This window comes from Bacteroidia bacterium (genome assembly GCA_020852255.1).
GTDB lineage: Bacteria > Bacteroidota > Bacteroidia > JADZBD01 > JADZBD01 > JADZBD01.
This window is the reverse complement of the sequence record JADZBD010000005.1, coordinates 17273-30229: the sequence shown is the minus strand read 5'-3', so window position 1 is coordinate 30229 and position 12957 is coordinate 17273. Positions and strand designations below refer to the sequence as shown.

Here is a 12957-nt window from a genome sequence, read left to right as displayed (position 1 = left end):
GCTTACTAAGATAGCACTATTTCAGGAGCGGGGTTTTCCTGTTAGTTGAATTCCCCGTTAATAAACCGTTCGATCAGGAGCTTTTTATCCAGCTTATGACTCGTGTTGTACGGAAATTTGCAGATGAAAACCAGGTCTGAGGGGATCATATAATACGGAAGCTTATGCTGGAGTTTTTCCCGGAGCTCTGCCTGCAGTCCAGCAGCATCGTTAACATCTTCGGGAATGATGAAGGCTATAATCTTCCGCACATTATTCCCTTGTTTAAGAGGAACGGCTACTGCATCGATAACACGGGGATGGTTCGCCAGTACGGTACTGATTTCATCCAGTTCGATCCGATAACCATTGAGCTTAACCTGATTGTCATTTCTTCCGAGGAAGTAGTAGATGTCATCTTCTTTTCGCACCATATCGCCGGTTATATAGCACCTGCTCCCTGAGAGAACCGGAAACTTCTCTCCGGAAAGTTCCGGTTTGCCCAGATACCCTGCAGATACGTGATTCCCGCAAATCAGCAATTCTCCCTCAGCCGGGTCCTCGCCGGTTTTCTGAATGAGCAGTTGTGCACCAGGCATGGCTCTTCCGATTGGTACATTCGGAGAGGAACGGATCATTGCTTCGGTTATAAAAATATGCGTGGTTACAATAGTTGCTTCAGTGGGTCCGTATGCATTTGCAAGGTGCATTTCCGGGAAGGAACTGAACAGTCCGGCACAGGTGCGCGTGGGTAGTTCCTCGCCTATGAAAAGCATGGATCTCATTCGTGGCAGGTGTTCGGCATTAAATGACGGATGACGCAGAAAAAGATACACAAAGGAGGGTGTGGACGTCCAAACGGAGCAACCATATTTACGGATCCTTTCAATGAAAGCGTCCTGTTCTTTCATCTGTGAAGCACTGTTCAGCACCAGCGTGCTGCCAAGCGCCAGGGAGCAAAACAAATCACAGAGTGAAACATCAAAAGTAAAAGGTGCCTGGTTCATAAAAACATCACTGGCCATGAAACCAAAATCCCGGAGTGCCCACCGGATGAATAACAGCGCTGAACTCCTTCGGATCATTACCCCTTTCGGTTCGCCGGTGGTTCCCGATGTGAACATGATATACTGAACAGGGTCTCCTGCCGGATCATGGCGGACGGCAGCTGTTGGTTCAGTCGGGTGATCAGGACCTATCGAGGCGATATGGCTGAATACTCCGGGAACCTGTTCGGTGGTGCAGTTTATCACAGCACAGGCCTTCGTTTGATTCAACACGCTTTGAAGCCGGCTCTCGGGATAGATTTTATCCAGAGGTACGTAAGTAATGCCGGAATGAATACAGGCAAGAATTGCAACCGGATAGTACTTTTCCTTATGTCCGTATATCAGCACAATATCCTCAGGCGAATGGCATACTGTGAGGAGCCGGTCAGATAATTTGTGCACTGCATCCGCCAGTTCCTGCCAATTAATATCCCCGTCTGTGCCGGCGATGGCGCACTTACCGGATGCTGTTCCGGCATCCATAAACTGCCGGGCTTCAAAATCATAATGCATCTTACCAGGGGAATTTTCCACTAAAGATATAAAGAGAAAAGCTTACGGCTACAAACATTATAATTCTGCTCAGAATTCTGACACCAGCAGGAGGCAGGTTACCGAACAATACATCTTTTCCTTTTTTCCGGCACCGATGGAGGTAGATGTTATGAATAACAGAATACAAACCGAAGAGCGCCCCGCTGAGAATAAAATGCAGCGAAAACCCGTTCCATGCTCCCATCAACAGGAAAGTGAGAAAAATCGCTGTGTTCTGCCTCAAAAGAGGGAAGGGTCTAAGTCGTTCTTTTTTGGTGAGAAAGTAATAGAGAGGACTGAAAAAGTAATCTTTGAGCCATTCGCCCAAACTGACATGAAAGCGCCTCCAGAAATCAGGAGGGTTCAGACTCAGAAAAGGATTTGTAAAATTCACGGGAACTGTCATTCCCAGCATTTTCCCTGTTCCAAGTGCCATCCAGGAATATCCGGCGAAATCAAAAAAGAGGTACAGATAGTAGGCACTCATGCCGCTTACGAGATGGCTGATCTGCCTGCTTTCAGATGGGAAAGCATTTAGCCAGTATCGTGAAATCAGCTCAGCACAAATGAATTTAAAGAAAACACCTATGAGCAGCCTTTCCATTCCTTTTTCCAGGTTTTCCCACGACAGGGCACTTTTCCCTTCCGCTTCATTCCGGAAATAATTCCGGTACCTGTCGATTGGTCCAATCAGAAGAGTGGGTGTAAAACATAAAAAATTGAGCCACGAAACAGGGTGGGCTGCCGGGTCCCCCGGTTTCTGATCCATGTAATATCCCACCACGCGAAAGGAAGCGTAAGATAAGCCTGCAAAGGAGAGTACACGATTCAGTTCAAAGGGGTATACATGAAATCTAATGTCAAGTTTTACCAGGATCATCGGTACAAGAAGAATAAGAATTCCCCAAATCCTGAGCCGGAAATTTAGCATGGGAATAATGAAGTGCAGAATCAGGTAAGTATAGGCAATGAATCCGGAAAGGAGGAGAGGATCGGGAAAGAAAAGGACGACGAATAAAAGATTGCAACCAGCGATCAGATACATGTATCCTTCCTTTGGGAGCAACCGACCTGTGAGTTGAACCAAAAGCACCATTGCGGCCATCCAAATGAAAAAATCGGCCGAGGAGAAGGGAAGCATCAGAATTGTTGGTAAACAAATTGAATGCTGGAGGACGGCTGGTTATACGGATGTGTATTTCGGGGATGATATAGCCAGAACAGGACCAGCATGAGTAAGGTGCCGATCGCCAGATTTCTCAGGAATAGATAAATAAGTTTTCGATTCATTGTTGTTTTTGACAATAAGTCTCGTAAAGAAATCTGTTCACCAGCAACCAGCCGTATTCGCTGGGATGCATGGCGTCGGACAACATCCGCTTGTCAAACTGCTCCGGCTGTTCTGTGTAAAGGTCAAGTAAGGGAAAATTTTTCTTTAGGATTTCTTCCCGGATTCGGGTGAGTACCGGCGTGAGAGCGTCGGGGTTTTTAAAATACAGGCTGTGCAGAGGAAGCAGCACGAGGGATGCATGCGCTTCTCCTTCTTCTATTAACTCCAGGAGCATTTTCAGATCACCTAACTCTGTATTGTCACCTTCCGGAACCGGTTGAATATTTCCTCTCCTGTTTTGGTAATGCCGGAGGAACAGTTCTTGATCCATTCCATACAAATTACCGGCACCGAGCCGCGTGGCCCGGTTACCCGCATCAGAGACAATCGAATCCCAGTCGGGAATTTCATTGTCCCGCGGCATCGGCTGCACTGGAAGTTCGTGGAAAGCGTAATCCGGTGGTATGTGAATTAAATTTTCTGCTTTAATTAAGGGGTAAATAAAAAAGCGATGTGCAGGGCTGCGGCCCGACAGGTATTCCAGGTTCAGGAGACGAAGCTCTTGTGAAGGGGCATTGATTTCGTCCATCAGTTCTGCTACCCGATAGGCGAGGTATTCCCTGAAACGGCCAGGGGGTGTATTTAGTATTTTCCGTAGCTGCCTGCCGGGATTATACCGGAGAAACACCTCAGCACTGGTTCCGAAAGCTGGTTTTGACTCAAACCAGGTCGGAGAGAGCAGAATCAGAATTTTTTTGCCCTTCAGCTGATCGTACCGCGACAACAACTGTGTAAAAACAGAAAGGGACTGATTGCCTTCATTTCCAACTGCCAGAACGGAAATGCCATACCGGTTATTGAAAAAATTGTGAGATGCTCCCGGCCATGTTCCGCTTAGCTCCGACGAGCCGAGCACGTACACCTTATCCGGATCCCGGTCAAAGAATAACTGATCGGTGGCCGGATCTCTCAGATCAGTAATCAACCGGCCGTATGAGAGCAAACCCTGGGATGCCGTTTCATGAAAGATCCACGTGGCAAGAAGTGGTTGAAAAAATAAAAGAACAGCACCTATGCAAAGAAGTGGAGCTAAGATGAGGAACAGGAATCGGAACATGCGTCAGGCTTTAAGAACCGTTTCTGTGATTTTTTCAACCGTATCCAAATTTTCTTCCCGGATCTGATCCTGCGGAATTTTTTTATTCATCTTTTCTTCAATCAGCACGATCAGGTCGATAACAGAAATCGAATCCAGCACCCTTGAACTAACCAGGGGTTCATGTATGCTTACCTTGCGAAAGGCCAGTTTCTGTACTTCAGCGGCAATAAATTGTTGTAATTCATCACGGTTCATGAGCTGATCAGATTGCCGAGGGAATTCGTATACAGCCCCTTCGCCTCCTGCGTAGCCATGATCAGCTCTCCGTCTGCCATCATCTCTTTTCCTTTCACAAATCCGATTTTGCTGAATGCGGTACCATTGTTTTTCAGCAGCCGTACCAGCCGTGTTTCGTCTTCTTTACGTACGGAAACTACTACGCGCGATTGCGATTCACCGAAAAGAAAAGCGTCTTTACGGACCTTGCCGTCGCTGAAAATCTCAAAGCCCAGGTCGCGCGGAAACGAAGATTCCGCCAGCGCCGTGAGCAACCCTCCGTCGCTCACATCGTGTGCGCTCTGAACCAGCCGTTCCCGGATACATTGTTTCACCGTTTCCTGAACGGCAAACTCCTCCTCCAGATCAAAACAGGGTGCGGGCGTATTCTTTATGCCCACAAATGAATAAAGATATTCGGAAGAGGCCAGGTCGTTCTTCGATTCGCCGATCAGATAAATCAGGTCTCCCTCATTTTTAAAATCCAGCGTCATGCGGTTTTCCTTGTCCTTCATCACTCCGATCATGCCGATCGTAGGGGTGGGAAATACAGGACCTTCATAACTGCTCTGGTTATAGAAACTCACATTGCCGCCGGTAACGGGAGTTTTGAATTTACTGCAGGCGGCACTCATCCCTTTTATGCTTCCCACAAATTGCCAGTATACTTCCGGATTGTAAGGATTTCCGAAGTTCAGGCAATTGGTTACTGCGCTGGGCTCGCCACCCGTACATACAATGTTCCGCGCGCATTCGGAAACCGCAATGGCGCATCCTGTCTCGGGATCGGCATTCACGTAGCGTGAATTACAATCTACTTTCATCACCAGCGCCGCAGGTGTGTCCTTGAGATTCACCACCGCAGCATCGGATGGCTGATTGGTACTCATATTCACGGTTCCCACCATGCTGTCGTATTGCTCATAAATCCATCGTTTGGATGCGATGTTGGGATGGGAGAGCAGATGCACTGCTACGGCCCGCAGATCTTTTGCCTCGGGTACATCGTCTGTTCTGAACTTTTTTGATTCGGCAAAATATGCCGGCTCTTTGTATTCGCGCGTGTATACCGGAGCCCCGCCACCCAGCACCAGTGAACCGGCCGGCACATCGGCCACCAGTTCTCCGTGCATAAAATATTTCAGCCTGTCGCCCGTGGTCACTTCCCCTATCTGAACGCAGTTCAGATCCCATTTGGAAAAAACACGCTGCACTTCTTTTTCCCGGCCTTTCTGCACAACTACCAGCATGCGCTCCTGCGACTCGGATAACAGAATCTCCCAATCTTTCATGTTCGCCTGCCGGGTAGGTACCTTGTCCAGCCACACATTCATGCCGTGTTCTCCTTTTGCACTCATTTCGGACGTGGAACAGGTTATTCCCGCCGCACCCATGTCCTGCATACCGATAACAGCTCCGGTTGCAATCACTTCCAGACTGGCTTCCAGCAGAAGTTTTTCCTGAAATGGGTCACCCACCTGAACAGCCGGCAGATCCTTCGCGGAATCTTCAGTGATATCCTTCGAGGCGAAGGCGGCGCCGTGTATGCCGTCTTTTCCGGTAGCACTTCCTACAATAAATACCGGGTTACCTTCTCCGTAAGAGATCGCGGAAACCGTTCCGCCCGCTTTCATTATTCCTACACTCATGGCGTTAACAAGTGGATTAACGTTGAAGCTTTCGTCAAAGAAAACTTCTCCGCCTACGGTAGGTATCCCGAATGCGTTTCCGTAATCACCAATCCCTTTCACCACTCCCCGGATCAGCCATTTTGTTTTTGCCAGGTTCGGATCGCCGAAACGAAGCGAGTTTAACTGGGCCACCGGCCGGGCTCCCATGGTAAATATATCGCGGTTGATGCCGCCAACTCCTGTGGCCGCACCCTGGTAAGGTTCCAGTGCCGATGGATGATTGTGCGATTCAATTTTAAATGCGCAGGCCAGCCCGTTGCCTATGTCCACCAGCCCTGCATTTTCTTCTCCGGCCTTCGCCAGCATGTGCGGCCCATCTTTTGGCAGGGTCTTCAGCCAGGTGATGCTGTTTTTATAGGAACAGTGCTCACTCCACATCACTGAATAGATACTCAGTTCGGTGAAGTTGGGGCGGCGCCCAAGCAGGGCGGTGATCTTTTCATATTCTTCAGGCAGAAGTCCTAACTTCTTTGCGGTTTCTGCTGTGGGAAGCGCTTCTTTTATCAGGTCTGCCATTGCTTCTTTTTTGAGGAAAACAAATGTAACGATACCTCCCGGTAAGGAAGATTGCGAAATAGATAACTTTTCAACACCTAAATAACTATATTTGAGCCTCTTAAGCATGAATATAGCAGGCCTTTGTGTAGCAGTCGTTCTGGGAAGTATTCTGGTACTCCGAATGCGCATTTTCAGAGTGGAAGGAACCAGCCCGGTTTTGTTTCTTCTCTTATTCTGGCTCAAGGTACTCACGGGTTTTGTTCTGTACCTGATCTATACCATGCACTACACGGACCGCTCTGTGAGCGACATCTTCCGTTATTTCGATGATGCGAAGGTGATGTATTCTGCATTGAAAGAATCTCCGGCGGATTACCTGCGCATGCTCACCGGCATTGGTGCGGATGCACCGCATTTATCGGCGTACTACCACCAAATGTCGAACTGGAACCTGGGGAAACTGTATAATTTTTATAATGATAACAGAACCATCACGCGTTTCAATGCGCTGCTGTTTCTGCTATCCTCCGGTAATTTTCACATTCACACCGTGGTTATGTGTTTCCTCTCTTTGAGCGGACTTACTTACCTGTATCGTTTCTTCCACGCCTTCACCGGTCCGTCGGGATGGATATTTTCCGGCATTTTCCTGATTCCGTCTGTGCTCTTCTGGAGTTCCGGCGTGCTCAAAGAAGGATTGCTGATGTTCGCTCTGGGAGGTTTCCTTTATTATTCCGTGAAGCCCTTATTCGGAAAAATGCGGCTGTGGGATGTTCTGGTGATGCTGCTGTTCCTTCTGCTGCTGATCTCTGTGAAAGTGTATGTGCTTTTTTGCCTGCTTCCGGCGGTGCTTGCTTTGTGGTGGACAGGACCGCAGGGCAGGGGAGCGGTGTGGAAATTTCCGGTGGTTTACCTTCTGCTGATCTCCACGGGGTATTTTGCAATCAAAGCAGGTACAGAACGGGATCCTCTGGTAGTGATAAGTGAAAAGCAAAACGATTTCTGGCTCCTGGCACGCGGGGGAGCGTACGTGGTAGATTTGGAAACTTCCGACACGTTATATATTCCTCTCGACGGTGAAAAACTGGTTCCCTTCCGGAAGAACGGCGACAGTACTTCTTCTCCGCTTTCTCCGGTTTCTGCTTTTCTCTGGAAAAATAAAAGGGAAGGGGCAGTGGTCACTTGTTTTCCGCAGCGGCAGTACCATGAACTGCTTCGCCTGACGTATACCGGAAGCAGAATCGGCACTTCGCGGCTCGAGCCGGAATGGACCTCCTTCTTCCTGCATGCACCCGGCGCGCTTTTCAGTGTTCTGGCCCGGCCCTTGCCCTGGGAATATTCGGGTTTTCTTTCGGGAATTGCGATGCTGGAAAACCTGACGGTTTTTCTTTTCCTGATTTATGCGATCCGCGCCGGCCGGAACCGTGATGTGCCGGCGTACGCCCGTCCGGTCAATAGTCTTTTCTTTTTCTGCTTTTTCTTTTTCCTCAGCCTGGCACTGCTGATCGGACTCACCACCCCGGTTACAGGGGCCATTGTCCGCTACAAAACCCCTTTGCTTCCGTTCCTCATTGCTCAGGGCGCCTTGTTCCTGCATTTTGGATCCCGCATACTCAGGAATAAAATGTAAATTGCCGGCACCAAGAAGCATGTCATCCAACGGTTTTTTCAGACGTAAATCCGTGAATGCCGTCACCACCGGTGATGAGGAAGGGCATGGTTCCCTCCATAAAGTACTCTCGGTTCGTGATCTTACATTTTTCGGAATAGCAGCCATCATCGGTGCAGGTAGTTTCTCCAGCATCGGCAGCGCCTGCGCTTCCGGTGGCCCGGCGGTTATTCTTCTTTTTATTATTTGTGCTGTCGCCTGCGGATTCACCGCCATGTGTTATGCGGAATTCGCTTCGCGTGTGCCGGTCTCCGGCTCGGCGTATACGTATGCCTATGTTTCCTTCGGCGAAGTGATGGCATGGATCATCGGATGGGCCCTGCTGATGGAATATTCTATCGGTAATATCTATGTCGCATTCTCCTGGAGCGGATATTTTACCTCCCTTCTGGACGGCATGGGAATACATTTCCCGGAATGGCTCACCATCAACTACCTGTCGGCTAAGGAAGCTTTCCTCTCCAATACCACCGGGGAGGGACTCACCGCCTGGAACAACGCACCTCAGATTGCAGGACTGCGGATTATTTTTGATATGCCCGCGTTCATGATCAATGTTTTCATTACAGCGCTGGTGTACGTGGGCGTAAAAGAATCAAGAAACCTCAGCAATCTGATGGTGATCATCAAGCTGGCCATCGTGATTCTGGTGATTATCGTGGGCTTCTTTTATGTTGATATCGGGAACTGGACGCCCTTCATGCCGGAGGGATTTAAAGGCGTCATGGGAGGTGTGGCTTCGGTTTTCTTTGCATATATCGGCTTTGATGCCGTATCCACACTCGCGGAAGAAGCCAAAGATCCACAGCGTGACCTTCCCAGAGGTATGATCTATTCACTCATCATTTGTACCATTCTTTATATCATTCTTTCTCTGGTGCTCACCGGTATGGTAACTTATGAACTGCTGGGCGTGTCGGATCCGCTCGCTGAAGTATTCCAGTTGCGGGAAGTCAAGTGGATGTTATTCATCATTTCTATTGCCGCTGTGGTAGCCATGACCAGTGTATTGCTCGTTTTCCAAATGGGGCAGCCGAGAATCTGGATGAGTATGAGTCGTGACGGACTTCTTCCCGCACGATTTTCCCGGATTCATCCCCGCTTCAAAACGCCGGGGTTCTCTACCATCGTAACCGGACTGGTAGTGGGAGTTCCGCTCCTCTTTACGAACGAAAGTTTTATCCTGGATTTTACATCTGTTGGTACCCTTTTCGCTTTTGTGCTGGTCTGCGGCGGCGTGCTTCTTCTTCCCGCCCATGAGGAGGGTATGCCCAGAGGGAAATTCAGGATTCCGTATTTCAACGCGAAGTATTTTATGCCCCTGATCACCGGAGGTGTGGCCGCCTGGTTGTTCAGCGCGGAAAGAGAATACCTGTATTCACTCACTGATTTTTCCGGTGATACAGCAGTGTCTAACGGCTGCACCTTATTCTTTTTTGCACTGATGTTGCTGATGACCGGCCTTTCGGTTGTTAAAAATTATTCCCTCATTCCGGTTCTCGGACTCTTGTCCTGTTGCTATCTCATGACCGGTATAGGAGGTGCGGCATGGAAGTGGTTCTTCATCTGGTTTGCGATTGGTTTTGTAGTATATATTTTATACGGTTACAGAAAAAGTAAATTGGCTGCAGGCAGTAAGTAGTAAGTATGGCAGAGAAAAGGGTGTTAGTTACGGGAGCAACTGCCGGTTTCGGAAGAGCCATCGCAAATATATTCGCCCGCAACGGTTATGATGTGATTATTTGCGGGAGACGAAAAGAGAAGCTGGAAGAGGTAAAAGCGGAAATTGAAAGCACAGGAAGCAAAGCACTTGCCCTGAGTTTCGACATAAGGCAGCAGGAGGCGGTGAAGGATGCCGTGCAGAGCCTGAAGAACGGATGGGAGAAAGTGGATGTTCTGGTGAACAATGCAGGACTGGCAGTGGGACTGAGTTCGCTGCAGGAGGGAATCGTTGATGACTGGGAACGTATGATTGACACGAACATTAAAGGTCTGCTCTACATCACGCGTGCGGTTGCACCCGGAATGATCGAAAGGAAATCGGGTCATATCATCAATATCGGTTCAATAGCGGGGAAGGAAGTATATGCCAATGGAAATATTTATTGTGCTACAAAGCATGCCGTAGATGCGCTGAATAAAGCCATGCGCATTGACATGGTTCAGCATCATATCAAGGTAACGGGCATTTGTCCGGGTTTAGCCGAAACGGAATTCGCCCTCGTGCGTTTTAAAGGCGATGCGGAAAGAGCCGGGGCAGTGTACAAGGGGATACAACCTCTGACCGCAGAGGATATTGCGGAAACAGCGTGGTGGGTGGCTTCCCGCCCCGCGCATGTAAATATTCTGGATGTGGTGATGACGCCCGCGGCGCAGGCGAATTCAACTACGGTGGTGCGGAAGTGACCGCTTCAGGGGTTCCCCTCTTTTGTCGTATTTTTGATCTAATTTAAACGCTATGAAAATGCGATACGTTCTGTTCGCCGGAGTGCTTGGAATCCTTCTGGCCTCCTGCAGCAGCAAAAAGCCGGCTGATCTTATCCTTCATCACGGTGTGATTTATACGGTGGATTCTGCATTCTCTGTTCACGAGGCAGTGGCTATTATGGGAGGGAAAATCATAGCCAGCGGAAGCAACGAGGAGATACTGGATAACTTTGAATCATTTACGGAGAAAGACCTGAACGGCGCGGCCGTATACCCGGGCTTTATTGACGCACATTGCCATTTTCTGAATTATGGCCTGAGTCTGCAACGCGTGGATCTGAAAGGCACCGCTTCTTTTAACGAAGTCATCGCCCGGGTAGTGGAGTTTGCTAAAACACACCCCAACGGATGGTTGCTCGGGAGGGGCTGGGATCAGAACGACTGGGAAGTGAAAGAATTTCCGGTGAACGATACGTTGAATATTCTATTTCCTGACCGCCCGGTTTTTATCCGCCGCATCGACGGGCATGCCGCCCTGGCGAACAAAAAAGCCCTGGAAGCGGGAGGGATTACTGAGAACACGAAGGTTGCAGGTGGTGAAATTCTGAAAGGAGGCGTGCTCACCGATAATGCCATGGATCTGGTAGAGAAGTTCATCCCTCCTCCGGGAGCGGAACAGCTCCGGAAAGCCCTGCTCGACGCACAGAGCAATTGTTTCGCCGCCGGACTTACAACCGTGGATGATGCAGGACTGATGAAAGACGAGACGGACCTGATTGATGCCATGCACAAGAACGGAACGCTGAAGATGCGCGTTTATGCGATGATGTCTGATTCATCCGTGAATTACGAACACTTTTTAAAAACGGGTCCGTATAAAACGGAGCGACTGAATATCCGATCGTTTAAATTTTACGGCGACGGCGCCCTGGGTTCCCGCGGGGCTTGTTTGCTGCATCCGTATTCAGATCTTACCGGCCATCATGGTTTCATCCTCCGCACGTATGAGCATTATGATATGTATGCGCACCAATTGCTGGAAAAAGGATTCCAGGTGAACACGCACTGCATCGGAGATTCTGCTAACCGTATGATCCTGGATCTCTATAATCATGTGCTGGGCGGAAACAAAACGGCACGTTTCCGTATCGAACATTGTCAGGTTGTGAATGGGAGCGATTTCGCCCGGTTCGGCTCCTTCGGGGTCATTCCCTCCATTCAGCCTACACATGCTACATCGGATATGTACTGGGCAGGCGACCGGCTGGGACCGGAACGTGTGAAATTTGCTTATGCGTATAATGATCTCCTGAAGTCATTCGGAAAAGTGGCACTGGGAACAGATTTTCCTATTGAGAATATCTATCCCCTCGAAACGTTCTATGCCGCGGTGGTCCGGAAAGATAAAAAGGGATGGCCCGAAGGAGGGTTCCAGTCCGGAAACGCTCTTTCCCGAGAAAATGCACTGAAAGGAATGACCATCTGGGCTGCTTATGCCAATTTTGAGGAACAGGAGAAGGGAAGTATCGAAACCGGAAAATTCGCCGACCTGGTAGTGCTGGAAAGAGACCTGATGAAGGAGCCGGAAGAAAGCATCACCGGTATTCCAATACTTTTTACCATTGTAAACGGAGAGATTGTATATGCGCGGGACCGGAAATAAAATTTTATTTTTTCTTGCGCTCCTGTGTTCCGGCCCGCTCCTTTCCCAAAAGGATGATCTGGGCGGCAAAGTAGAGAATAAGCCGAAAGACGCCGTGATTAAAAACCGGTGGGGAATTATGCCCTCCCTTATTTTTTACCGCAATAATCCGGATGTTACCGATAATACGCGGCCCGGACGAGGCCTGGGACTTTCATGGCACGGAGAATTTAATTTCAAGCGGGGGGCACGATTGAAATTCCTGATGGGAGTGGACTATCTGGGCCAGCGTATGACCTTTGATAGTTACTATTTTACCACAACGCCGCAGATATTCGATAAACAGTTCGATTATACGCATCAGTTATGGATACACCAGCTGCAGTTCCCTTTTCTCTTCAAGCAGTCGTTCGGAAATGAAGACAACCAGTTAAATATATTTTACATCTCCGGCGGATGGGCATTCCGGGCTTTGTTCGGGTCTTCCACAAAAGTGAGTGATAATGCAACAGGACAAATCGTGTGGAAGGGCTATTCAGATATGTCTGTTGAACACAACGCACTTTTTGACGGAGGAGGAGGGATCATGATGGGAGGGATGGGTCTGGAACATAAAGTATCCACTGATTACAAAAAGGCCATTTATCTCGAAGCGTATTACCGGCATAATCTCTCCCGCATCCGTTACACAGGAAATAATTTTTCGAACAGTGTCTATTTCCGCGATCCGGCGCTGACAATTTGCCTGGGGATGGAGTTTTAG

General features: G+C 48.9%; 10 protein-coding genes. 5 read left to right on the top strand and 5 right to left on the bottom strand.

Annotation, left to right across the window (positions count from 1 at the left end; translation table 11 throughout):
• Positions 1-41 precede the first annotated feature (41 nt).
• From IT233_04370 to purL, 5 genes are all read right to left on the bottom strand, one after another.
• A complete protein-coding gene (locus tag IT233_04370; protein ID MCC7301858.1) occupies positions 42-1562 on the bottom strand; it encodes an AMP-binding protein in 1521 nt (506 codons plus the stop codon).
• Positions 1543-2703, bottom strand: coding sequence for a hypothetical protein (locus tag IT233_04365; GenBank protein MCC7301857.1), 1161 nt, complete (start codon positions 2701-2703; stop codon positions 1543-1545). The genes IT233_04370 and IT233_04365 overlap by 20 nt, the downstream gene beginning before the upstream one ends.
• A 145-nt stretch (positions 2704-2848) precedes the next feature.
• The gene (locus IT233_04360) at positions 2849-4009 is read right to left on the bottom strand and encodes a hypothetical protein (GenBank protein MCC7301856.1); all 1161 of its coding nucleotides are present in this window, start codon (positions 4007-4009) and stop codon (positions 2849-2851) included.
• A gap of 3 nt (positions 4010-4012) precedes the next feature.
• Positions 4013-4246 carry an acyl carrier protein gene (locus tag IT233_04355; GenBank protein ID MCC7301855.1) on the bottom strand — a complete coding sequence of 78 codons (234 nt, stop codon included), beginning with the start codon at positions 4244-4246 and terminating at the stop codon, positions 4013-4015.
• The gene (gene purL / locus IT233_04350) at positions 4243-6474 is read right to left on the bottom strand and encodes a phosphoribosylformylglycinamidine synthase subunit PurL (GenBank protein MCC7301854.1); all 2232 of its coding nucleotides are present in this window, start codon (positions 6472-6474) and stop codon (positions 4243-4245) included. The genes IT233_04355 and purL overlap by 4 nt, the downstream gene beginning before the upstream one ends.
• Before the next feature lie 106 nt (positions 6475-6580).
• Between purL and IT233_04345 the strand changes: the two genes are divergently transcribed.
• Genes IT233_04345 through IT233_04325 form a run of 5 tightly spaced genes read left to right on the top strand, consistent with a single transcriptional unit; the run spans position 6581 to position 12957 of the window.
• A complete protein-coding gene (locus IT233_04345) occupies positions 6581-8086 on the top strand; it encodes a hypothetical protein (GenBank protein ID MCC7301853.1) in 1506 nt (501 codons plus the stop codon).
• A 19-nt stretch (positions 8087-8105) separates the two neighbouring features.
• Positions 8106-9767: an amino acid permease gene (locus IT233_04340; GenBank protein MCC7301852.1), complete on the top strand. Its 1662-nt coding sequence runs from the start codon at positions 8106-8108 to the stop codon at positions 9765-9767.
• Positions 9768-9772: 5 nt separating this feature from the next.
• Positions 9773-10531, top strand: a complete 759-nt coding sequence (locus tag IT233_04335; GenBank protein MCC7301851.1) for an SDR family NAD(P)-dependent oxidoreductase — start codon at positions 9773-9775, stop codon at positions 10529-10531.
• Between the two features lie 58 nt (positions 10532-10589).
• Complete coding sequence (locus IT233_04330; GenBank protein ID MCC7301850.1) at positions 10590-12215, top strand: amidohydrolase; 1626 nt, start codon at positions 10590-10592, stop codon at positions 12213-12215.
• A complete protein-coding gene (locus tag IT233_04325; GenBank protein ID MCC7301849.1) occupies positions 12196-12957 on the top strand; it encodes an outer membrane beta-barrel protein in 762 nt (253 codons plus the stop codon). Before IT233_04330 ends, IT233_04325 begins: the two co-directional genes overlap by 20 nt.